General features: G+C 62.7%; 29 protein-coding genes and 1 tRNA gene. 21 read left to right on the forward strand and 9 right to left on the reverse strand.

The features are described 5' to 3' along the window. The first annotated feature begins 2 nt into the window (after positions 1 to 2). Positions 3 to 1,037 carry a phage late control D family protein gene (locus PNAP_RS16540; protein ID WP_011802684.1) on the forward strand — a complete coding sequence of 345 codons (1,035 nt, stop codon included), beginning with the start codon at positions 3 to 5 and terminating at the stop codon, positions 1,035 to 1,037. A gap of 116 nt (positions 1,038 to 1,153) precedes the next feature. On the opposite strand, the gene PNAP_RS16545 is transcribed toward PNAP_RS16540, so the two are convergent. Next, positions 1,154 to 1,534 (reverse strand): helix-turn-helix domain-containing protein, encoded by a 381-nt coding sequence (locus tag PNAP_RS16545; RefSeq protein WP_011802685.1) that lies wholly within the window; start codon positions 1,532 to 1,534, stop codon positions 1,154 to 1,156. An 84-nt stretch (positions 1,535 to 1,618) separates the two neighbouring features. Between PNAP_RS16545 and PNAP_RS16550 the strand changes: the two genes are divergently transcribed. From PNAP_RS16550 to PNAP_RS25085, 7 genes are all read left to right on the forward strand, one after another. Further along, the gene (locus tag PNAP_RS16550) at positions 1,619 to 1,816 is read left to right on the forward strand and encodes a hypothetical protein (protein WP_041376760.1); all 198 of its coding nucleotides are present in this window, start codon (positions 1,619 to 1,621) and stop codon (positions 1,814 to 1,816) included. Between the two features lie 62 nt (positions 1,817 to 1,878). After that, entirely contained in the window at positions 1,879 to 2,073 is a 195-nt protein-coding gene (locus PNAP_RS16555; RefSeq protein ID WP_041376761.1) for a hypothetical protein, read from the forward strand. A gap of 39 nt (positions 2,074 to 2,112) precedes the next feature. Continuing rightward, the gene (locus PNAP_RS16560; RefSeq protein WP_041376762.1) at positions 2,113 to 2,304 is read left to right on the forward strand and encodes a hypothetical protein; all 192 of its coding nucleotides are present in this window, start codon (positions 2,113 to 2,115) and stop codon (positions 2,302 to 2,304) included. Continuing rightward, positions 2,301 to 2,636, forward strand: a complete 336-nt coding sequence (locus tag PNAP_RS16565; protein WP_041376763.1) for an ogr/Delta-like zinc finger family protein — start codon at positions 2,301 to 2,303, stop codon at positions 2,634 to 2,636. The genes PNAP_RS16560 and PNAP_RS16565 overlap by 4 nt, the downstream gene beginning before the upstream one ends. Beyond that, positions 2,633 to 5,521: a toprim domain-containing protein gene (locus tag PNAP_RS16570; RefSeq protein WP_011802688.1), complete on the forward strand. Its 2,889-nt coding sequence runs from the start codon at positions 2,633 to 2,635 to the stop codon at positions 5,519 to 5,521. Before PNAP_RS16565 ends, PNAP_RS16570 begins: the two co-directional genes overlap by 4 nt. Positions 5,522 to 5,568: 47 nt before the next feature. Further along, positions 5,569 to 6,273, forward strand: coding sequence for a hypothetical protein (locus tag PNAP_RS16575; RefSeq protein ID WP_011802689.1), 705 nt, complete (start codon positions 5,569 to 5,571; stop codon positions 6,271 to 6,273). Positions 6,274 to 6,294: 21 nt separating this feature from the next. After that, a complete protein-coding gene (locus PNAP_RS25085; RefSeq protein WP_011802690.1) occupies positions 6,295 to 6,846 on the forward strand; it encodes a phage antirepressor N-terminal domain-containing protein in 552 nt (183 codons plus the stop codon). Positions 6,847 to 6,948: 102 nt separating this feature from the next. Here PNAP_RS25085 and PNAP_RS16585 read toward each other — a convergent pair whose 3' ends face one another. Then, positions 6,949 to 7,341 carry a hypothetical protein gene (locus PNAP_RS16585; RefSeq protein ID WP_011802691.1) on the reverse strand — a complete coding sequence of 131 codons (393 nt, stop codon included), beginning with the start codon at positions 7,339 to 7,341 and terminating at the stop codon, positions 6,949 to 6,951. 21 nt (positions 7,342 to 7,362) lie between these two features. Continuing rightward, the gene (locus PNAP_RS16590) at positions 7,363 to 7,776 is read right to left on the reverse strand and encodes a hypothetical protein (protein ID WP_011802692.1); all 414 of its coding nucleotides are present in this window, start codon (positions 7,774 to 7,776) and stop codon (positions 7,363 to 7,365) included. 355 nt (positions 7,777 to 8,131) lie between these two features. Between PNAP_RS16590 and PNAP_RS16595 the strand changes: the two genes are divergently transcribed. From PNAP_RS16595 to PNAP_RS16645, 11 genes are all read left to right on the forward strand, one after another. Further along, positions 8,132 to 8,752, forward strand: a complete 621-nt coding sequence (locus PNAP_RS16595; protein ID WP_011802693.1) for a DUF1484 family protein — start codon at positions 8,132 to 8,134, stop codon at positions 8,750 to 8,752. Next, a complete protein-coding gene (locus PNAP_RS16600) occupies positions 8,749 to 9,246 on the forward strand; it encodes a hypothetical protein (RefSeq protein ID WP_011802694.1) in 498 nt (165 codons plus the stop codon). The genes PNAP_RS16595 and PNAP_RS16600 overlap by 4 nt, the downstream gene beginning before the upstream one ends. After that, the gene (locus PNAP_RS16605) at positions 9,243 to 10,277 is read left to right on the forward strand and encodes a helix-turn-helix domain-containing protein (protein ID WP_011802695.1); all 1,035 of its coding nucleotides are present in this window, start codon (positions 9,243 to 9,245) and stop codon (positions 10,275 to 10,277) included. The genes PNAP_RS16600 and PNAP_RS16605 overlap by 4 nt, the downstream gene beginning before the upstream one ends. A gap of 14 nt (positions 10,278 to 10,291) precedes the next feature. After that, positions 10,292 to 11,539: a helix-turn-helix domain-containing protein gene (locus PNAP_RS16610; RefSeq protein WP_011802696.1), complete on the forward strand. Its 1,248-nt coding sequence runs from the start codon at positions 10,292 to 10,294 to the stop codon at positions 11,537 to 11,539. Beyond that, positions 11,539 to 11,805 (forward strand): hypothetical protein, encoded by a 267-nt coding sequence (locus PNAP_RS16615; RefSeq protein ID WP_011802697.1) that lies wholly within the window; start codon positions 11,539 to 11,541, stop codon positions 11,803 to 11,805. The genes PNAP_RS16610 and PNAP_RS16615 overlap by 1 nt, the downstream gene beginning before the upstream one ends. A 70-nt stretch (positions 11,806 to 11,875) precedes the next feature. Next, on the forward strand, positions 11,876 to 12,097 hold the full coding sequence (locus tag PNAP_RS16620) for a hypothetical protein (RefSeq protein WP_041376765.1): 222 nt from the start codon (positions 11,876 to 11,878) through the stop codon (positions 12,095 to 12,097). Then, the gene (locus PNAP_RS16625) at positions 12,097 to 12,513 is read left to right on the forward strand and encodes a DUF2528 family protein (protein WP_011802698.1); all 417 of its coding nucleotides are present in this window, start codon (positions 12,097 to 12,099) and stop codon (positions 12,511 to 12,513) included. The genes PNAP_RS16620 and PNAP_RS16625 overlap by 1 nt, the downstream gene beginning before the upstream one ends. Beyond that, on the forward strand, positions 12,510 to 13,454 hold the full coding sequence (locus PNAP_RS16630) for a phage Gp37/Gp68 family protein (RefSeq protein WP_011802699.1): 945 nt from the start codon (positions 12,510 to 12,512) through the stop codon (positions 13,452 to 13,454). The genes PNAP_RS16625 and PNAP_RS16630 overlap by 4 nt, the downstream gene beginning before the upstream one ends. Next, a complete protein-coding gene (locus PNAP_RS16635) occupies positions 13,451 to 13,708 on the forward strand; it encodes a hypothetical protein (protein ID WP_011802700.1) in 258 nt (85 codons plus the stop codon). The genes PNAP_RS16630 and PNAP_RS16635 overlap by 4 nt, the downstream gene beginning before the upstream one ends. After that, complete coding sequence (locus PNAP_RS16640) at positions 13,705 to 14,187, forward strand: hypothetical protein (RefSeq protein WP_041376766.1); 483 nt, start codon at positions 13,705 to 13,707, stop codon at positions 14,185 to 14,187. The genes PNAP_RS16635 and PNAP_RS16640 overlap by 4 nt, the downstream gene beginning before the upstream one ends. Continuing rightward, positions 14,184 to 14,408, forward strand: a complete 225-nt coding sequence (locus PNAP_RS16645) for a helix-turn-helix transcriptional regulator (protein WP_011802701.1) — start codon at positions 14,184 to 14,186, stop codon at positions 14,406 to 14,408. The genes PNAP_RS16640 and PNAP_RS16645 overlap by 4 nt, the downstream gene beginning before the upstream one ends. A 7-nt stretch (positions 14,409 to 14,415) precedes the next feature. On the opposite strand, the gene PNAP_RS16650 is transcribed toward PNAP_RS16645, so the two are convergent. The 6 genes from PNAP_RS16650 to PNAP_RS16675 all read right to left on the reverse strand — a co-directional run bounded on the left by PNAP_RS16650 (position 14,416) and on the right by PNAP_RS16675 (position 19,712). Further along, complete coding sequence (locus PNAP_RS16650; protein WP_011802702.1) at positions 14,416 to 15,612, reverse strand: tyrosine-type recombinase/integrase; 1,197 nt, start codon at positions 15,610 to 15,612, stop codon at positions 14,416 to 14,418. A 142-nt stretch (positions 15,613 to 15,754) separates the two neighbouring features. Continuing rightward, positions 15,755 to 15,842 (reverse strand) — tRNA-Ser (locus PNAP_RS16655). Between the two features lie 39 nt (positions 15,843 to 15,881). Beyond that, on the reverse strand, positions 15,882 to 17,216 hold the full coding sequence (serS, locus tag PNAP_RS16660) for a serine--tRNA ligase (protein ID WP_011802703.1): 1,335 nt from the start codon (positions 17,214 to 17,216) through the stop codon (positions 15,882 to 15,884). Positions 17,217 to 17,265: 49 nt separating this feature from the next. Continuing rightward, positions 17,266 to 18,210, reverse strand: coding sequence for a threonine/serine dehydratase (locus PNAP_RS16665; protein ID WP_011802704.1), 945 nt, complete (start codon positions 18,208 to 18,210; stop codon positions 17,266 to 17,268). A gap of 6 nt (positions 18,211 to 18,216) precedes the next feature. Beyond that, positions 18,217 to 19,212 carry a 4-hydroxy-3-methylbut-2-enyl diphosphate reductase gene (gene ispH, locus PNAP_RS16670; RefSeq protein ID WP_011802705.1) on the reverse strand — a complete coding sequence of 332 codons (996 nt, stop codon included), beginning with the start codon at positions 19,210 to 19,212 and terminating at the stop codon, positions 18,217 to 18,219. A 2-nt stretch (positions 19,213 to 19,214) separates the two neighbouring features. After that, positions 19,215 to 19,712 carry an FKBP-type peptidyl-prolyl cis-trans isomerase gene (locus PNAP_RS16675; RefSeq protein WP_011802706.1) on the reverse strand — a complete coding sequence of 166 codons (498 nt, stop codon included), beginning with the start codon at positions 19,710 to 19,712 and terminating at the stop codon, positions 19,215 to 19,217. A 203-nt stretch (positions 19,713 to 19,915) separates the two neighbouring features. Between PNAP_RS16675 and radC the strand changes: the two genes are divergently transcribed. Both radC and PNAP_RS16685 read left to right on the forward strand, forming a co-directional pair. Further along, positions 19,916 to 20,590 carry a RadC family protein gene (radC, locus tag PNAP_RS16680; protein WP_011802707.1) on the forward strand — a complete coding sequence of 225 codons (675 nt, stop codon included), beginning with the start codon at positions 19,916 to 19,918 and terminating at the stop codon, positions 20,588 to 20,590. Positions 20,591 to 20,626: 36 nt separating this feature from the next. Continuing rightward, positions 20,627 to 21,310, forward strand: a complete 684-nt coding sequence (locus tag PNAP_RS16685; RefSeq protein WP_011802708.1) for a Smr/MutS family protein — start codon at positions 20,627 to 20,629, stop codon at positions 21,308 to 21,310. Positions 21,311 to 21,344 lie beyond the last annotated feature (34 nt).

The raw sequence follows: 21,344 nt of genomic DNA on the forward strand, positions 1-21,344 counted from the left end.
CCATGGCCAGCAGCACCCCTACCTACCGCCTCACCCTGCAGGGCCGCGACATCACCCCCACGCTCGATGCACGCCTGATCAGCCTCACCCTGACCGAATGCCGCGGCGACAAGGCCGACCAGCTCGACATCGCACTCACCGACCACGACGGCGCCCTGCAGCTGCCCGGCAAAGGCGTCGAGCTCACGCTGGCCATCGGCTGGGCCGGCGAAGCCCTGATCGACAAGGGCACCTTCACGGTGGACGAGACCGAGCACAGCGGGGCCCCAGACACCATCACCATCCGTGCTCGCAGCGCCGACCTGGGCAAATCCCTGCGCACCCGCGCCGAGCACAGTTACCACGGCACCACCCTGGGCGCCATCCTGAAAAAGATCGCTGCCCGCCACAGCCTGACCAGCCGCATCGACGGCGCCCTCGCCGCACGCGCCATTGCCCACATCGACCAGGCCGGCGAGAGCGATCTCAACTTCGTCACCCGCCTGGCCAAGCGCTACGACGCCGTAGCCACCGTCAAGCATGGCCACCTCATCTTTTTGCCCATCAACGGCACCAAGACCAGCGCCGGCGAGTCCCTGCCCACCCTCACCTTGACCCGCGCAGATGGCGACCAGCACCGCTACCACACCAGCGATCGCGACGCCTACAGCGGCGTTCGCGCCTACTGGCACGACGGCAAGCACGCCAAGCGGCGCGGCGTGCTGATCGGCCTGAGCGGCAACGCCAAGCGCATGAAAGAAAGCTTTGCCGACGAAAGCACAGCACGGACAGCGGCAAAGGCCGAATGGCAGCGCCTCCAGCGCGGCGCTTCCACCTTCGAGTTGACCCTGGCCCGGGCCAATCCCCTGCTGGCACCGCAAACGCCCGTGCGAGTGACAGGCTTCAAGCCGCAGATCGACTCGGACAAATGGCTCTGCATCACCGTGACGCACAGCATCGGCGACGGCGGCTTCACCAGCAAAATTGAGTGTGAAAACGAAAGCACCGACAGCAGCGACAGCGGCAAAGTCCAGGACTCGGACGCAGAGGAAAACTGAGCCAAGAAAAAACCACCGCGAAGGTGGCTTGCTTATCAGCTAGTGAGCTGCATTGCTGTAGGTAAAACGCATAACAGTCGCACTCATATCAAGCTCCCCGTTCAGTTTAAAAAACCCTATCGTTTGCCGCCTCCGCTCGCCCGCTTGACCTTCGGTTGCGTTGCAAGAGTAGCGGTGCCTTCAATAAAGGTTTTCCCCACGTCGTCAGCCGCGTCGTAGTTCTGGATCAGCGCCTGTTGCCGCTGGTTCAACTGCACCAACTGGGTACCCTGTTCAGTGCCTTCTGCTGGTGCCGGCATGCGCATGCCGGTCACCACATACATCACGTCAACGCCTAGTTTTGCCATCTCAGCCAGGTAGCCCGCGTTAGGCGTTCCCTTGCCCCGTTCCCATTTCCCCTGCGTCACGGTCGTGACTTGGCAGTGCGTCGCCATGGCCGCCTGACTCATCTTGAGCCGATTTCGTTCTTCCAGGATGCGTTCACCGATAGACAACATTTCTTTTCATATTCCTCAAAATACATACTTTTGTTACTAGAATTCACAACTGTAGAAGTTTTATTCAACCCAATCGTACCCGCCATGACCATTGCCAAACAACACGTCAACCCCCTCATCGGCCTCAGGCTCAAGCCCGAAGACCATGCCCGCGTCGAACGCATTGCAGAGCTTGAGCAGCGGCCGCTCGGTTCGCTGTGCCGCCTGTTCGTGCTCAAGTGCCTGGCCGAATACGAGCAGAACGCCAACGCCGCCGTCACCCCGCCAGCCTCTGCCGCCTGAATTGCCCGGCATCCGACAACTGCTTTCCACGCACAAATTCTTCCCATTCGAAAGGTAGCGACATGTACCCAGACCCCAAGCGCATCCGCAGCCACCGAATCACCGTTTGCCTTGACGAATACGAGCACGACCTCTTGACCGCATTGGCCAACTACCAGGGCGAGCCATTCAGCAAGCTCCTGCGGGTTCTGGTCATGCGCGAAGCACAGCAACTGCTGCTCGGGTCTGGCGACAGTGTCGAACAGTCGGCGGCATAAACCAACACGCGAAAAAGCAGAGAAAGCGCACACCAAAAAATGCCAGTCCATACCCTTGATCTCAACGATGCCGAGCGCGACGTCCTGGAACGCGTTCGCGTGAGTCAGGGCCTCCAGACAATCGACCAGGCAGCCGAATGGCTTATCAAAACCCGCTTGCGCCAGTCGGCAAAACAAACCACCGGCCGCGGCCGCGCCTTGTATGTCGTTCACCCAAAGGCCCGTCAGTGAGGCTACACATCACCTGCCCCAACTGCGAGAGCCCGGCCTATGGGTTCCGCAAGCGCCAGCTGTCCACGCTGGTCACGGAACTCGCCTACGAATGCCGCAACCCGCTGTGCCGCGCAAGTTTTGTGTTCCAAGGCGAGGTAACCCGCTGGTTAACCATTCCTTCCAACCTCAACCCCCAGCTCAACGTCCCCCTGTCGCCCATCGTGCAGCGCCGTCAGCAGCTCGATGCCATCAACAACCTGCAAACCGCAGTCCTTCCCGACATCGGGGAAATGATCACGCTGGAGCGCGGCAGCCAGATCGACATCTTTTCAGAACAGCCAGAACAATGATTCAAAACGACCTGCTTTCTGAAATCTCCCAACGCCTGCAGCAAGAGTTCGAGTTCAAGACACACGACAAATACCTGCAGCAAGGCAAGTGCCCCAACTGCCACAAGAAATCTCTCTGGACCTATGCCGCTACGCCCTGGGTCATCCACTGCGAACGGCTGAACAATTGCGGCTACGAGAGCCACGTCAAAGACCTCTACCCCGAACTTTTCAATTCCTGGACTGAACGCTACCAAGTGCCCGAGCAGGCCAAGCCGGTGGCCGAGCAAAACCCAAACGCCGCCGTCGATGCTTACCTGGCCACGGCGCGCGGCTTTGATCTGAGCCGCATTGCTGGCCTGTACAGCCAGGAGAGCTATTACGACGCCAAGGCTGACCAGGGCCGTGGTGCAGGAACCTCGACCGTGCGCTTTGCCGTCGCCGACACCTGGTGGGAACGCCTCATCGATCGCCCGTGGCGCTTCGGCAAAAAGAAGGCCAATTTCAAATTCGGCGGCACCTATGCCGGCCAGTGGTGGGCCATGCCTTCCCTGTCGTTCGCAGACCAGGCACCGCCTCCACCCCCTGAAACCGCCATTGCCGATGCCATGGAGCGCGCCATGCAGGCCGCATCAGCCTCAGGCCCGGCCGCACCCGCTGTCCCTGCTGTGCCTCTGGCCCCCCCGCCTGCAGAACTCTGGCTGGTCGAAGGAATCTTTGACGCGATTGCACTCGACCACCACGACATTGCGGCCGTCGCCCTGCTCAGCTGCAACAACTATCCCGAGAAAGCCCTCGAAGAACTGGATGCCCAGCTCAAGCGCCAGGGCGGCACCGTCAAGGCTCCGGTCCTGGTCTGGGCGCTCGATGGCGACAAGGCCGGGCAAGACTTCACCCGCAAGCATGTTGCCCGTGCTCGCAAGGCCGGCTGGGTCTGCAAGGCCGCCCAGATCCCGCAAAAAGGCAAAGGCAAGCTCGACTGGAACGACCTGCACCAGCGCGACCAGCTCCAGGAAGCACAACTCAAAAACTACCTGTACCACGGCGCCCTGCTCATTGCCGCCACCGCGCAAGACAAGGCCCTGATCATCTACAACCACAGCGGCAAAGCAGACTTCGACCTCGACCACGGCAACAAGCTCTACTGGTTCAAGCTCGACCTGGAGCGCTACCGCAAAGCCATGGAGCAGCTCGAAAAGGACATTGACGACGGCCACAAGCCCTTCATGACCGACGACGAAAAGCGCACCGTCGGCCTCACCGAGTCCGGAACGCTGCAGCCCATCGCCAACTGTCGGCCCCAGGCCCTGTACTACCAGCGCAACGAAATCACCCAGGAAGCCTGGTACTACTTCTGCGTTTCCTTCCCGCACGACGGCGGCGACGTCAAGGGCACCTTCACCGCTGGCCAACTCACCGCCGCCAGCGAATTCAAAAAGCAACTCCTGCACATGGCCCCCGGCGCCATGTTCAGCGGCTCCAGCTACCAGCTCGAAAAGATCATGCAACGCCAACTCGAAAACCCAAAGATCGTGCAGACCGTTGACTTCATCGGCTACAGCGCGCCGCACCGCACCTACATCCTGGGCAAGGTCGCCGTGCGCGATGGCCAGATCCACGAAGCCAACGCCGAAGACTATTTCGACATCGACAAACTGGCCGTCAAGACGCTCCAGAAATCCATCCGCCTCGCCGTCAACACCGATGCCCAGGACTACGACCGCACAGCCTGGGTGCAGCACCTCTGGAATGCCTTCGGCGCCAAAGGCATCGTCGCACTCACCTACTGGGTGGGCAGCCTGTTTGCAGAGCAGATCCGGGAAGAACATCAATCCTTCCCCTTCCTGGAGATCGTCGGCGAGCCCGGCAGCGGCAAGACCACGCTGATTCAGTTCCTCTGGAAGCTGTTCGGCCGCGACCACGAAGGCTTGGATCCATCCAAGTCCACCAGCGCCGGCCGCATGCGCACCTTCACCCAGGTCAGCAACCTGCCCATCGTCCTGATCGAATCCGACCGCGAGACCAAGACCGGCCACCAGGCACACGTCAAATCATTCGACTGGGACGAGCTGAAAGACGCCTACAACGGCAACTCCATCCGCACCACCGGCGTCAAGACCGGCGGCAACGAAACGTATGACCCGCCGTTTCGCGCCTCCATCGTCATCAGCCAAAACAACCCCGTTTCGGCCAGCCAAGCCATCATGGAACGCATCTGCCACATGACGTTCAACACCCAGGGCTTCAGCCCGGCCAGTTACGAAAGTGCCAAATCGCTCGAAAAAATCGACATCGAGCACGTCAGCGGCTTCCTGCTGGCCGCCCTGCGACGCGAAGCCGTCATCTGCCAGCACATCAAGGATGAGACCGACGCCAACATCAAGTTTCTGCTCGAGCAGGACGGCATCCACAAGCCGCGGATCGCCAAGAACCACGCCCAGCTGCTCAGCATCGCCACTGCCCTGCGCAGCCTGGTCAAGATCACCGACGAGCAATTCAACCAGGTGCGCGCCCAGATCGTCACCATGGCCCGCGAACGCCAGCAGTCCATCAACGCCGACCACCCGCTGGTCACCGAGTTCTGGGAAGCCTTCAACTACCTCGACGGCTTGCGCCCCAACTCGACAACCGGCTTTCCAGACCCACGGCCCCTGCTCAACCACAGCCGCCAGCACGATGTCATCGCCGTCAACCTCAACGAATTCGTTGAAAAAGCCGCGATGCACCGCCAGCAAATTCCGGTGCTCGCTGACCTCAAGAAGGTTCTGCGTACCAGCAAATTGCGCCGCTTCATGGAAGCCAAGCCCGTCAACAGCGCCATCAATATCCGCGTCGAGGCTGGCCACGAAGTGCCCAAGACCGTGTACTGCTGGCTGTTTGAAAAGCCCGGCCAGCGCAAGGTTTGACCAGTTCACCCCGATCACCTGTCCTGCCACCACCCTAAGGAAGTCTCATGTCCCAAAGCCTTGCCACCCCCGACAGCGTGCTTCCGCAGCCTGTTGGGTTTATTAATTTTCAAAGCAGCGCCCTGATTGTCATGAGGCATGAAGGCATCGAATACATCGAAGTCCAGCCGCTCAACGATCTGATTGGAGTTCACTGGAAGGTCACCAAGTTCACGGCTAAAGGCGTTGATGCCCACTTGTACGGCACCCAGTCGCTGCCACCTCCAAAAATTGCAGGCGTGGTCAGTTCAGGCACATCTGCCTCCGGCATTGTGTGCATCCGGCTGGACCGCGCAGAAATGCTCCTGGAACACGTTGCCGACAAGTTGAAGAAGAGGGGCAAGGTGCGTGAGGCGAAAAATCTACGGGACCTGCAAGCGAAATGGGCTGAGGTCAAAAGTGAGTTTTCCAACAAGCCGCTTGAGACTCGGCCGGACAGCATCACCAAGGCCCAACCATCCACCGCACCCCAAACGGAAATCACCATGCGCCAGATCTCCCAGCCCGCCAACCCGGTTTTCTACGGCATCGACCGTTGTCTCAGCGACGCAGACCGGACCGTCATGTTCACCACGCCAAACCCGTTCATCGCCGCTGCCTGCGATCAGTCCGGCCAGGTCTGCGCGCTGGAAAAGCCCATCGAAGAACCGATTACAGCGTTCGAAAAAGAAATTTCTGACTTCAAGACGGCAATAAGCAGCCATCCCCTTTGACCTTTAACTGAAAGCAAATCCATGAACGAAATTTCCCCTGCCCCCCAGCTCAACGGCCAGTTGAGCGTGGTGCTTTTCAACGAAGACCCGCTAGTTTTGGCCGAGCATAATGCCCAACCCTATGTGGTCATGAGGGCACTCGTGACCGCCATGGGCCTTACTTGGCAACCTCAGCACGCTAAATTGATGGAGAAATTCGGGTCATCCGTCATGGAAATCGTGACGATTGCCGAAGACGGAAAACCCCGCGCCATGGTCTGCCTGCCACTGCGCAAGCTGCCCGGCTGGCTCTACAGCATCAACCCTGGCAAGGTCAGCGAAGCCTTGCGGCCCAAAGTCCTGCAGTATCAGCAGGAATGCGACGAAGTGCTGTGGCGCCACTGGACCAAACAGAACCCTTTGCATCGCGGCCAGAAGGAAAGCCGCCCTGACCTGGTCAGCCTCATCAAGATTCGCAGTATCACAAAGCATGCTGGCGAACTGATGGCACTGAACGCCATGATTTCCGACGCCTATGCGAGTCTGGGCTATCCCTTGCCAGCAGACCCGCAACTCAAGCTCCAAGGCATCTGAACGCACCCACTTGCGCACACCATGCCCACTACAAAAACAATAGCTACCCGCGCATGCACAGCGTGCGCAAAAAGCTTTTTTTGCATAAATTTATGTGCTGCCTTAAGGCAACCTGCTGCACTTATGCACGCGGCGAAAGAAGTCCGCATTGCTCAGCACTTCTCCCGTGTCCAAGTCAATCACCTGAACGATCCGGTCAAAAATAAAAGTCCGCGTCGCATTGCGAAGATGGCAATGGGCCGAGAACTTGCGCGGTGTCGAGCTGAAGGGCTGGACGGTGATGTCGCGCTGGGTGCTCTGGCCGTCCGCGTCCGTGTAGCGGATGCGGAACTTCCCCTTCCCATGCAGCGAAGGGTTCCCGCCGTCATCACCCGCGTCCTCGTAATGCCTACCCTCCTTGGAAAAATCGGAGCGCTGCCCTCTGCGCTTTATGAACCACAGACGCTGCCATGCTGCAAATATCACGGCAATCATCAGCCATTCGTACCACGCCATGCCGCCTCCCGAATTTTTATCTCAGACCAGTGTGGCCGGCACCTTGCGCCCCGGATGCACGCGGCGAAACACATCGGCCTGGCTCAGCACCTCGCCCGTGTCGAGGTCAGTGGCGTACTCGATGCGCTCGAACAAGAAGTCCCGCGTGTCCTTGCGAAGGCTGCAGTACGCCTGGAACTTGCGGTTCGTGGCGCCAGACTCGTAAATCGATATGTCGCGCTCGGTGGAATTGCCTTTCTCATCGACGTAGCTGATGCGCAGACTGCCCGCTTCGGACAACAAATCCTTGTTCTCGTCATCATCGCCATCCCGGTCCACATCGGCGTAAGTCTGGGCAGGCGTCGTAGAGCCCGAATCTGCGAACACAAACCCGAGCATCAGCACAACCGCGACCAGCACAAAAATGACAAGCCCTGCCCACACGTACCAAGCCATCGCACACTCCTTTTTGTAGATGTTGCTAATTGTGAATACAAAAGCAATCTTTTTATAACTTTCTGCACCTTCGCTCGATATAATTCAGCCAAGTCCCAGCCATCGCGCCGGGGCGAGTCACTGCAAAACACAGTGGCCGGGTTGGGAAGCCCGTTTGCACCTGCGGCCAAGAGCCGCAACACCGACATGTTTGCGGCTTTCGCCTTTGAGGCCCCAGTTTTGGCGGCCCAAGTGAGGAGCCGAAAGGCTCGCCGGTTTCTGCTCCGCAGGTGCGCCGGTCTTCCTACTCGCTTGGGCTGCCGCCCGGTTGGGAAGCCGAGTGGCAGTTTTTTAACTGCACCTTCGGAGGCCACTCATGGCTAATTCTTCGCGCGCCGCCGCGCCCCGCTCTGCCGTTGCCGGCAGCGCTGCATTCCCCACCCAATCCGCCCACCGCGCCCTCATGTCGCTCAGCGACGTGCGCGATGCAATTGAAAACGCCAACAACTCTCTGATCGCCCTGTGCGAGTTGCTTGATGCTGCCAACGGCGCCCGTCTCAGCGCCGACCATCTGCACGTCTTGCTGGCCCCTGTGCAGCAGCAACTCGGCCGGGCCTTTGACGACCTCAACGACATGCACCTGGTCGAGCCGACCACCGACACCCTGCCCGTTCTCGATACCGCAGAGCCTGCGCCAGTCCAAGCCGTTCGGCCCCTGGCAAGCGGCGAGGTGCTGCTGCGCGCGCCCGGCAAAGTCACGGGCAGGTTTTTCACCATCAATGGTGATGAAGCGCTGGTGATGTCCGACGACAACGATTTTGAAATCAGGCTGTACCGTGACTATTCCAACAAAAACAAGCGCCAGAAGTGGAACCCTGCTTGGTGGTTCAGCTTCGAGAGCCGTCAAGACATGCAGGGCCGCAACTGGAGTGGCAACTCGTCCACCTACATCACCGACGACTTCGGCAACCTGGTCGAGATCGGCGGTGCAGCATGAACGGCCTCAAAAAACCCCGCCGCCCGCGCTGGCCCGCCAACCGCCTGGCGCACGAATCGACCGTTCACAAGGTCACCCCGTTTGCCACCGAAGAAACCGCCGCGCTCAGCAACGAAGCGCACCTGGCCTGGCACCACCTGATCAATGGCACCGGCACCAAGGCCCATTTCGACACTCTGGCCACCTCGCTCAATGCCAGCCTGATCCTGAGCGAACCCATCGGCCAGGCCGCGATTGACGTTGCCGTGCGTGCCCAGCAGGCCATGGTCAGCATGCAGGCACGCTTCCACCGCGTGGGCCGCTTTGGCGCCGATGCCCAGGCGCTGGCCGACGTGCCGCCCGGCCTCGACCTCTACGACCAGCTGCTCAGCTTTGCCAACCCGCTCCAGCTGGTGCAAGCCGTGTGCAAATCCTGGAAGCGCATCGCCGCCGGCGACGTGCTGGCGCCCGCCTACCCTGCCGCCGCAGCAGTCACAGCAGGAGCAGGCGCATGAGGCTCAACCTGCAACTGACCACCACCGTGTGGCACGCCGCCCTGCCCAAGGGCATCAACAAGCTGGTCCTGCTGGCCCTGTGCAACCACGTCAACGACGCGACAGGCCTCACCTGGCCGTCCGTGACCCGCCTGGCGCGCCTGTGCGGCATGAGCAGCCGTACTGTGCAAACCCATATCCGCGCCCTGCTGCGCGCCGGCATCCTGTGCGTGCGCCGCCTGCGCACCGGCCACAGCACCTGGTACGCGGTCAACCTCAACGGCCTGCCCAGCGCCTTCCCCGAGGGCGACCTGGACAGCGGGCCTGTGGATAACTCCGTCGATTCCGATACTTTTGTGGATAACTCGGCTTTGCCCCCCGCAGAATCTGCACCCCCCGCTACCGATTTGGGTACGCCACCCCCGCAAATTCACGTACTGACCCCCGCAGAATCTGCACCCATAACTGGTTTTAACTTTGAAGGGAACATAAGAAGAACTGCCGGCGCACCGGCCTTGCCGGCCACGCTGGTGATGATCGATGGAGTAAACCCGAAAGTCCTGGCCGACTTCGTCGCCATCCGCAAGAAAAAGAAAGCCGGCGCGCTGGACAGCACGGCGCTTGAAACGCTGTGCAGCCAGGCGGCGCTGGCCGGCATGACGCTGGAGCAGGTCCTGATCAAATGCCGCGACAAGGGCTGGGCTCGTTTCGAAGCGTCCTGGCTGACGACTCAGCCGGCCCCGCACATCGGCAGCATCACCACCCCGGCAGCGCCTGCAGGCCCGCCGCCCGCCCGGCCCAAGCCCGCCGACCCGGCCATCGTGGCGGCTGAACTGCAACGCCAGCGCCTGATCCGCCAGACACCGCCGCCGGTCATCGCCGGCATCCAGATCGGCAGCACCGGCCCCAGCTGGGCACACCGCATCGTCAACCGGCACCAGTCCGGCGAGCGCATCACCCGTGCTGTGCTCCGGGACGCCTGCACCGTGCTCAGGCTTGACCCATCAAGCCTGTCCTGCACCCCCGCCACCGCCGCCGCCCGCATGCACTGACCGAGGAAATCACCATGAACACCCCTATCCATTCATCGACCTCCGACAGCCAGCACATGCCGCCTGCCGTGTACCTGGCCATCATGCTCATCGCCCTGGCGCTGGGCGCAGACGCCGTGCATGTCAACCGCGAATACGCCTTTGCCAACCTGGGCATGCTGGGCCTGGACGCCGCGGCCCTGGCCGTTCGCAAAACCTCGATCGACCTGCTGCTGCTGGCCGACATTGCCCTGTTTTTTGTCGCAGCCATGATGCCGCGCGCCAAGTTCGGCCACCTGCGCTGCAAGCTGCTCGTGCTGGGCATTCTGATCTGGGCGTTTGACTGTGCGCACACCTACCAGGCACGCATCGGCATCGTCATGGCCGGCCAGTCCACCGCCGTCGCCACCGACCAGCGCAGCGCGGATCTGCGCGCCTCGATCGACAGCCTGCGCGCCACGGCCAGCGGCTTGCGCCAGAGCGCCGCCCGCCAATCCAGCAGCCTGATCGCCGCCAGCCGGGCCGATGGCTCGGCCTCCCTGCGCCAGGCCATCGACGCCGACCAGCGTGCCCAGGCCCTGTCTGCCGAACTCGCCACCAGCGAGCACGGCAAGGCCCCGGCCGAGGCCACCATCTGGGGCCAGTGGATGCCCTGGAAGGCCTTCGCCGAAAGCCTGCTGATCAGCATGGTCGGTCTGGTGATGTTCAGCCTGGCCGGCGAGATGGTGCGCGCCGCGCGCGACGCCTGCGCGGCCCGCCGCACTGCCATCCCGGTACCGGCTGCAAAGAAGAGCACGGCCCTGCCCCGCTGGAGCAGCGCCATGCCCCAGCCCAGCCCGGCCTATGCCGCCATCGCTGTGCCCCTGGGCGCCATGGGCGCACCGCTGCCCACGTTTGTCAGCGTGCCCGTGCCTCCCTCGATCAGCGTGCCAGCCGTGCCCACCGTGCGCAAGCAAGCACAGCCCGCCATCGAGAAGCACAGCACACCACCCGCCAAGCCAAGCACGGCAAGCACAGTGCGCAGTGCAAAGCCCGATGCAGGCACAGCCGGCAAGGCTGCTGCAGCCCGCTACCAGCGCATCGAGTCTGCCGTGATCGCCGGCACGCTCAAGCCATCGGTGCGCAGCCTGCAGCAGGCCGAAGGCGGCGGCACGCTGGCTGCCCGGCGCTACCTGGAGCAGTTGGCCAGCGAAGGTGTGATCGAGCGCGCCGGCCAGGGCTGGGCGCTGGTTGCAGCTGGTGCAACGGCCAAAGAATCGCAACTCACGCTGGCGGGGATCTGATGAACCAGATCACCATGACCGGCGACGACTGGACCAGCGACCGCGACCGCAAGGCCCAGGCCCAGGCAATCGCTGCCCGTAAGAAGACAGCGCAGGAACTGACAGCCCAGCTCGAAAAATCAGTAGCGGCCATGCAGAAATTCATAAATGCCTGTTCCGCGTGCGGTGACCCGAAAGTCCTGAACGCCGACGACGGCCGCCAGCGTCTGCGAGAGCAAATGCAGGAATACGCGACCTATCTGGACACGGTCACCTGGACAAAGTAAGCCTTCCCAACCTCCCGCCAGCGCTTTACTGGCGGGCTCACTCAGCTATCAATAACGAAGTAGAGAAAGCATGATGAAAATTTTCAAGGGCATGTCCGAACAGCCGCAAGAAACCTTCTCAGAGCGGCTATCAGAGGAAGACCGCACGTCGGCCTCTCGCCTCAAAGCCGCCCAGTGCGTGCCTGAGCGCGTGTGCAACTCGACCAGCAAGACGCTGTACACCGGCCCGGCCTGGAGCGCTGCCCGGCCCGGCACCGACGCCATTCAACATATCAAAAGCAGGGGATTCTGATGAGCATGATCAAGACATTCAAGGTTTGCGCCGAGTACAACGACGAGATGTTCGTCGTGCTGCAGGTGGACATGGACAAGCTGACACCAGCGCTGGCCAACGAAGTGAATGACTTTTGGGGCGGGGAGCAAGACCGTCTGTCTTCCGAAGACGACGACGTGGTCAGAGCCGTGATCCGGCTGTATGGCTCAAGGCTTATTCGCATGATGCTGTCAGATGGCGGGGCCACATTTACAGCCACACGTGCACCCGAAGCGGCGCAGGCCTGGACCGTTGAGATGCAAAGCCAGGAAGGCTGGCCAGGGACAGATGACACTCCATCCGGCCTTATCGGCATCCAGGTGATCGAGGCCCAGGTGGAAGTCCCCGACTATGACGGTGTGGAGCTGTCTGACATCACGGCGTGGCGCTCATGAGCGCCAACTCGAAAATCGAGTGGACCGACCACACCTTCAATGGCTGGGAGGGATGCGAAAAAATCAGCCCTGGCTGCGACAACTGCTACGCCGAAGCGCGGAATGCCCGTTTCGCCGGCGGTGTAGCCACCAATTGGGGCCCAGGCGCCGAGCGCCGGCGCACCAGCGGCGCAAACTGGAACCTGCCCAAGCGCTGGAATGCTCAGCATGCCGCATTTCATGCACAGCACGGCCGGCGCCAGCGGGTGTTTTGCGCCTCACTGTCCGACGTGTTTGACAACCAGATTGAAAAGCAGTGGCGTGATGACCTGTGGCAATTGATCTGGGAAACCCCCCACTTGGACTGGCAATTGCTGACAAAGCGGATCGGCAACGTCATGGACATGCTGCCCGATGAGTGGGGCAATGGCCTCACGCCCTACTGGCCGCACGTCTGGATCGGCGCCACTGTCGTCAATCAAACAGAAGCCGACCGTGACATCCCAAAATTGATAGCCGTGCCTGCTGCAAAGCGTTTTCTGAGCCTTGAACCGCTGCTTGGACCCGTGGATCTGCGTCTGATGTCGCGCTCCTTCGGATTTCCGAAACACATCACCCGCGATGGACATGCCATAGGGATGCCCCAAGGTCTCCACCAGGTAATTGTGGGCGGCGAGTCCGGCCGCGCTGCACGGCCAATGCACCCCGAATGGGCCAGGAGCCTGCGCGACCAGTGTGCATATGCCGGCATACCTTTCCTATTCAAGCAGTGGGGCGAATGGATAAGCACCGATCAAGAGGCTTGCCCAAGCGGCCCACCATTCAGCCGCTGGGAATGGGCCGATGGCACCGCCTTTCAACCTGGTGATGGGAATCGTGCTATGTCGCTTTTCTGCAAGGCTGGCAAGAAATCCACTGGGCGCCTGCTCGATGAAATTACACACGATGGATTTCCAGCATGACCCCTCAAATCCTTCTCTTGGTGCTGGAGTGGGGAGCAGCCGCCCTGACCATATACGGCGCATGGCTGCTGGCGAACAAAGGCAAGCACGAATCCTGGGGGTTTGTGCTGTTCCTGGCTGCCAATGCGCTCTGGATCTGCTTCGCCTGGCTGCAGGGCCACACCGGCATGCTGGTGCAGCAGCTGGTGCTCACCGCGATCAGCCTGCAGGGCATCCGCAAGGGCCTGATTCAGCCGCTGAAAGGCATCAAATGAAACACGCTGATTTCATTGCGACGCTGGACCAATCCCCGGCTAACGGTCCCGTGATACTGGCATGGGAAAACAGCGACGGCGCAACGGTGTTCGCCAGCCTTCCACGGCAAGACGTACGGCAAATGCTAGTTGACTTCAAAGAACAGCACCTCTGCAGTTTTGACGATCAGATCCAGCAAGAGGCCGACCTGATCGACCTGGTGCGGGAATACTTCCGGCAGACTGAGGATTTTGACCAGAGCATCTGCACCGGCGGCATGAGCCGGCATGGTGATGGGGCCATGCCTGCAACAGCTGAACAAAGGCGGCTTATCAACCGCAATGCCATCCAGGCGCGTCAGGCACTGGGCGAGCAGGCGGAGCAGAAGGGTTACACCCCCGCGCAGCTGGGCGACATGCTCAGGCGGTTCAATCGGCATCCCTATTGGATCGCAGAGATTGTGAAATCCGTGAGCGATGCCAGAGGGGTCCGTCGATGAGCCACGCTGTGCATGCTGCGCCGCTGATCTACCGCAAAAAAGTGGTCCTGGAGAAGTTCGGGATCTCGGAGACCACGCTCAGGCGTTGGATGCAGGATGAGGGATTCCCGCGTCCAAAGCAGTTGGGACCACGCGCCGTGGGCTGGGTGGTAGACCAGGTGGGCGCATGGCTCGAAAAGCGCCCGGTAGCCCTTTCAAATTCCCTGGACGATGAGGACTGACAGGCGATCAGCCCGGCTGCGGCAGGCAGTAGTCGGCCCAGGCCTGCATCAGTGCGGCGCGCTTGGCCAGCATATCGCCGCGCCGGTAGGCGGCTTCGACCTTGCTGTCGATCGCATGGGCCAGGGCCATCTCCACCAGGTCCCTCGGGTAGCTGGTGCATTCGGCGGCCCAGTCGCTGAAGGTGGAGCGAAAGCCGTGCGGTACGGCGTCGAGTTTGAGCCGGCGCATGACGGCCGTCAGCGACATGTCGGACAGCGGCGTCATCTTGGTGGACGGAAACACCAGCTCGCAGTCCTCAAACCTGGGCTGCAGGCGCAGCAGCTGCACGGCCTGCTTGGAGAGTGACACCCGATGAGGCTTGTGCGCCTTCATCCGGCTCTCGGGGATGTTCCACACACCGGCGTCCAGGTCGATTTCCTGCCAAAGCGTTCCCCGCACCTCGCCCGATCGGGTCGCCGTCAGTACCTGGTACAGCAGCGCCCGGGCGCCCATGCCGGCGCAGGCCTCGATGCGCCGCACCACGGCCTGCGCCTCGCCTATTTCCACAGCAGGATGGTGCTCGACCTTCGCAATCTTGGACGGCTTGGGCAGCAGCTTGTCCAGGTGGCCGGTCCAGCGGGCCGGATTCTCGCCGCGCCGGTGCCCGCGCACGGCGGCCCAGTCCAGGATCTGCTCGATGCGGCCGCGCACGCGAGAGGCTGTTTCAGTTTTCGTGCGCCAGATCGGCTCAAGCACCTTCAAGATGTCTTCCTGGCCAATCTCTGACACGGCCATCTCACCGATGAACGGGTTGGCATACGTGGCCAGGGAGTTTTCCCACTGCTGGCGGTGCTTGGCATTGCGCCATTCGGCCTCGCGCGCCGCGATGAACTGCTCGGACGCCTTGCTGAAGGTCAAGGCCCGAGCCCGCGCTGCAGCCGCCTTGTGCATGACCGCTTCCCGGGACTGGATCGGGTCGATGCCCTGATCCATCAGCTCGCGCGCGGCCCGTGCCTTGTCCCGCGCCTGGGCCAGCGTCACGGCCGGAAAGCCGCCCAGTCCCATGCGCCGGCGGCGCGTGCCGACCACAAATCGCAGCACCCAGGCACGAGATCCACCAATGATTTGCAGGTAAAGCCCGGGCACGCCGCCCACGGCATACACACCTTCGCTTTTCAGACGGCCTATCTCGATCGGGCTAAGCTCGCGGGGAAGTTTGGGCATATGCGTCCTATGGGCCATCCTATAGGCCATCCGCTAAACGCTTTCTCGGCGCGTTAAAGCGGCTTATGGCGGCTCAGTATATGGGCTTCCCAATGAAAAACGCACCCGAAGGTGCGTTTTGGTGCGTCTTAAACGCTTGTTCTGGCGGAGAGGGTGGGATTCGAACCCACGGTACCTTGCGGTACGCCTGATTTCGAGTCAGGTACATTCGGCCACTCTGCCACCTCTCCTATGTATCGAGCCGCAATTCTAGCAGGCTCAAATGCCCTTCAGGCCGCTGGCAAAGAAAGAGTCGTCATGCCGCCCATGTAGGGTTGCAGCACCGCCGGAATATCGACGCCGCCGTCGGCGCGCTGGTAGTTTTCAAGCACCGCGACCAGTGTGCGGCCCACGGCCAGGCCCGAGCCGTTCAGGGTGTGGACGAACTCGTTCTTGCCCTGCGCGTTCTTGAACCTAGCCTGCAGGCGGCGGGCCTGGAAGGCTTCGCAGTTGGACACCGAACTGATCTCGCGGTAGGTGCTCTGCGCCGGCAGCCACACTTCCAGGTCGTAGGTCTTGGTCGCGCCAAAACCCATGTCGCCGGTGCACAGCAGCATCACGCGGTACGGCAGGCCGAGCTTTTGCAGGATGACCTCGGCGTGGCCGGTCATGGCCTCCAGCGCTTCGTAGCTTTTCTCGGGATGCACGACCTGCACCATTTCGACCTTGTCGAACTGGTGCTGGCGGATCATGCCGCGCGTGTCGCGCCCGTAGCTGCCGGCCTCGGAGCGAAAGCACGGCGTGTGGGCGGTGAATTTGAGCGGCAGTTGCGCTTCCGGCACGACTTCATCGCGCACGAAATTGGTCAGCGGCACCTCGGACGTGGGAATCAGGTACAGCGCGGCATTCTCGGCCTGGCCTTCCTGGCCGCCTTTTCTGGCCGCGAACAGGTCTTCCTCGAACTTGGGCAACTGGCCGGTACCGCGCAGCGAGTCGCTGTTGACGATGTAGGGCACATAGCATTCGGTGTAGCCATGCTCGGCCGTCTGCACGTCGAGCATGAATTGCGACAGCGCACGGTGCAGGCGCGCCAGCGGGCCTTTCATCACGGTAAAGCGCGAGCCGGTCAGCTTCGTGCCCAGCTCGAAGTCCAGCCCCAGCGGCTGGCCCACATCGACATGGTCCCTGGGCTCGAAGCTCAAGGCGGCGGGCTCGCCGCCCAGGCCTTCGAACGGGCTCCACTTGCGCACCTCGACGTTTCCCGCCTCGCCGATGCCCTGCGGCACGCTGTCGTGCGGCAGGTTCGGCACGGCCAGCAGCAATGCCTGCATTTCCGTCTGGATCTGCTCAAGGCGCTTGGCCGACGATTCGAGTTCGGCCTTGGAATGGCTGACCAGCGCCATCACGGCGCTGGCGTCTTCGCCCTTGGACTTGAGCTGGCCGATTTGTTTGGACAGGGTGCCGCGCTGGCCTTGCAGCTCTTCGGTCCTGATCTGCACGGCCTTGCGTTCGGCCTCAAGGGTCTGGAAGGCCTCGACGTTGAGGAAGGTTTGCGGACTCTTGCGGGTCTCCAGGCGGGCGATGGCCGAGGGCAGGTCTTTACGGAGCAGGTTGATGTCTAGCATGGGGTCGATTGTATTTTGTGCCGCAATGGCCAGGAATGGGGCGGCGGGTTCAGTTCAGGCTGGCCGGATCGACGTTGGCGCCGCAAATGATCAGGCAGACGGTTTCGTCCGCACGCGGCACATAACGCCGGCTGTGCAGCGCGGCCAGCGGCAAGGCGGCGGCGGGCTCGACGGCCAGCTTGAGTTCCTGCCACAGCCACAGCTGCGCCGTCCGGATGGATTCGTCGCTCAGCAGCAGCGCATCGCGCACCTGCGCCTGCGTCACGTCCCACGCCAGGCTGCCGATGCGCCGGGCACCGAGCGAATCGGCCGCGATGCCGCCGACCTCCACGTCCACCGGCCGGCCGGCTTGACGCGCCCGGAACAGGCTGGGGGCCAGCTCGGGCTCCAGCGCCACCACGCGGCTGCGGTGCCCGAACCAGTTGGCCACGCCGCCGATCAGGCCGCCGCCGCCCACGCTGACCAGCACCGAATCCGGCAGGCCGCCCTGCTGCTCGATTTCCAGCGCCATCGTGCCGGCGCCCACCAGCACTTCGGGCTGGTCGTAGGCATGGGTCAGCAGCGCCCCGGTTTCCTGCTGGCGCGCCAGGCAGGCCCGCAGCGCATCGGCATAGGCCGCGCCGCCTACCATGACGCGAGCGCCCAGGGCGGCGAGCCGGGCGCGCTTGGCCGGGCTGGAGATTTCGGGAACGAAGACTTCGCAAGGCACGCCCAGTTCCTTGGCCGCAGCCGCCGTGGCAATGCCCGCGTTGCCGCCCGACGCCACGATCACGCCGCTGGGCGGAATCGGGTTGGACAGCAAGCGGTTGAGCATGCCGCGCGCCTTGAAGCTGCCGCCGGTCTGCAGATGCTCCAGCTTGAGCCAGACTTCGGCGCAGTCCACGCCCAGCGCCCCGCCAGGCAGTTTCCAGAGCGGAGTTCGACGGATAAAGTGGCTGTAGCGCTTGCTGAACGTGTGCTGGCAGCTCTCGATTTGATAGCGGTTGACTGTCATCGACCATCAGCCCAGTTGGTGAAGCTGGCTGCCGTTGACTTCAAGCTGCTGGCCCTGCGCGTCCAGCTTCAGGCCCTTGGGCAAGGGGAACTTGATGGTTTCCTCGACTCCGTCCATCTTGCGGACTGACACCGCGCCCAGCGCCTTGATGCGGTCGATGACCTGCCTGACCAGCACCTCGGGGGCCGACGCGCCCGCCGTCAGGCCGACACGGCTCTTGCCGTCGAACCAGGCTTCCTGCAGTTCGCTGGCGTCATCGACCATGTAGGCCTCGGTGCCCAGCTTGGCGGCCAGTTCGCGCAGGCGGTTGCTGTTCGAGCTGGTCGGGCTGCCGACCACGATCAGGATATCGACCTGCGGGCTGAGCACCTTGACGGCGTCCTGCCGGTTTTGCGTGGCGTAGCAGATGTCCTGCTGCTTGGGCTTGCGCACCTGCGGAAACCGGGCCACGATGGCCGCGCTGATCTCGGCCGCGTCGTCCACGCTCAGCGTGGTTTGCGTGACGACGGCCAGGCGCTCGGTTTGCAGCGGCGAGATGCGCGCCACGTCGGCCACGTCCTCGACCAGATGGATGCCGCTGTCGAGCTGGCCCATGGTGCCTTCGACTTCGGGGTGGCCCTTGTGGCCGATCATGATGAACTCGTAGCCTTCCTTGTTGAGCTTGGCGACCTCGACATGCACCTTGGTCACCAGCGGGCAGGTGGCATCGAAAATCTGGAAACCCCGCGCCCGGGCTTCTTCCTGCACCGCCCGGCTGACGCCGTGGGCGCTGAACACCAGGGTGGCGCCTGCTGGCACGTCGGACAATTCCTCAATGAAAATCGCGCCCTTGACCTTCAGGTCATTGACCACATAGGTGTTGTGAACGATTTCATGGCGCACATAAATCGGTGCGCCAAACTTGACCAGCGCCCGCTCGACGATTTCAATCGCCCGGTCAACGCCAGCGCAAAAGCCGCGCGGCTCGGCCAGCAGGATTTCTTCAAGGGGTGGATTCGACATGGTCACAGCACCCCGATCACATGCACTTCAAACTCCACCGGCTGGCCGGCCAGCGGATGGTTGAAGTCGAACTGCACCGCCGCGTCGTCGCCGTCCTTGATCTGTTGCACCGCGCCGGCGTACTGGCCCATGCCGTCGGGCGTGGGGAACTGCACCACATCGCCCACGCTGTAGCGCTCGTCGGGGTCGCCCAGCTGGTTGAGCAGCTTGCGCGCCACCCATTGCACCAGTTCCGGGTTGCGCTCGCCAAAAGCCTCGCCGGCGGCCAGCTGGAACGTGGTGCGCGTGCCTTCGGGCAGGCCCAGCAGGCGCTGCTCGATGGCCGGCGACAACTCGCCGTTGCCCAGGCTCAGCGTGGCGGGCTTGCTGTCGAAGGTGTTGATGATGCTGGCGCCGCCCGGCGCGGCCATGCGGTAGTGCAGCGTCAGGAAGGAGCCTGGCTCGACCACCGGGACGGCATCGGGCTGGGCGGACTGGATGGAGGATTGCAGGGTAGGCATAAAGACTTTCGGGCCACCACGGATGGTCGGCCGGCAACGGTGACTGAACGGGCTCTATTGTAGAAAGCCGGGCTGGCCTGGGTGCTGCAGCGCGCCATTTCATGCATTTTTCAGGGCTTCCCGTGCGGATTGACCGCGCTGACCTGCTGCATACTGCAGTTTCTTTTTTACTTTTGCTTTCAATTTTCAGGCCACGCCCCTCCATGCTCATCAAAGACCTGCCCGCAGACGCCCGTCCGCGCGAGAAACTGCTGGCCCGTGGCCCTGCGGCGCTCAGCGATGCCGAATTGCTGGCGCTGCTGCTGCGCACCGGCCTGCCCGGCAAGAATGCGCTGCAGATGGGCCAGGAACTGCTCGATAACTTTGGCGGCGTGGCCGGGCTGCTGCACACCGGAGCCGAAGCGCTCAAATCCATCAAGGGACTCGGCCCTGCCAAGCGCGCCGAAATCGTCGCCGTGCTGGAACTGGCGCGCCGCGCCCTGGCCGAGGAGCTGAAGGAAAAGGCGCTGTTCACCACGCCGCAAGCGGTGCGCGACTACCTGCAGCTGCAGCTGGGCAGCCGGCCGCACGAGATTTTTGCCGTGCTGTTCCTGGACAGCCAGCACCGGCTGATCGCGCTGGAGGAGCTGTTTCGCGGCACGCTGACGCAGACCAGCGTGTACCCGCGCGAGGTGGTGATCCGGGCGCTGGCGCTGAATGCGGCCAGCGTGGTGCTGGCGCACAACCACCCGAGCGGCGCGGCGCAGCCCTCGCGCGCCGACGAAATGCTGACCCAGACCCTGAAAACCGCACTGGCGCTGGTCGATGTGCGGGTGCTCGACCATTTCGTGGTGACCGCCTCCCTGGCGGTGTCGATGGCCGAGATGGGACTGGTTTAGGATGGGTGCCCCAGGCAATTCTTCACCATCGCCACCATGCTGCAGCCCTCCTCCCCCCGCCAAAAAATTCAGAAAGGCCTGCTGATCCGGGATCTCAAGGATCTCAAGCTGGTCCGTCGCGAACTGGAAATGCGCGCCCGTCTGGAAGCGCAACGGCTGGCCGTGCTCCAGGCGGCCGCCGCGCTGGCCCGGGCTGAAAAAGAGCTGTTTTCACGCGCCGTCGGACGCGTCGTGGCCTTGGCGCCGCAGCACCGGCCGGGCCACCGGGCCAGCCTGGAGCGGGCGCGGCCGGCACCGATTGCCGAGCAACTGCGGCTCGACGAGATGGCCGTGATGCAGGAAGCCCTGTCGGACGAGTTTGATGTCGAGACGCTGCTGCACACTGATGAAACGCTGAGTTTTCGCCGGCCCGGCATCGGTCCTGACGTGGTGCGCAAGCTGCGCCGGGGCAACTGGAGCATTCAGCGCCAGCTCGATTTGCACGGCTTTCGGCGCGAGGATGCGCGCAACGCGCTGGGCGCCTTCATCCGCGAAGCCAACAAGGCCGGCCTGCGCTGCGTGCGCGTGGTGCATGGCAAGGGCCTGGGTTCGCCGGGCAAGATGCCGGTGCTCAAGGGCCGGGTGCAAAGCTGGCTGATCCAGAAGCAGGAAGTGCTGGCCTTCGTGCAGGCGCGCCCCGCCGAGGGCGGCGCCGGGGCGCTGGTGGTGCTTTTGGCGTAGCGGTGAAGCGGTTGGGCGCCTGAACCTTATTGCT

This window comes from Polaromonas naphthalenivorans CJ2 (genome assembly GCF_000015505.1).
Lineage (GTDB): Bacteria > Pseudomonadota > Gammaproteobacteria > Burkholderiales > Burkholderiaceae_C > Polaromonas > Polaromonas naphthalenivorans.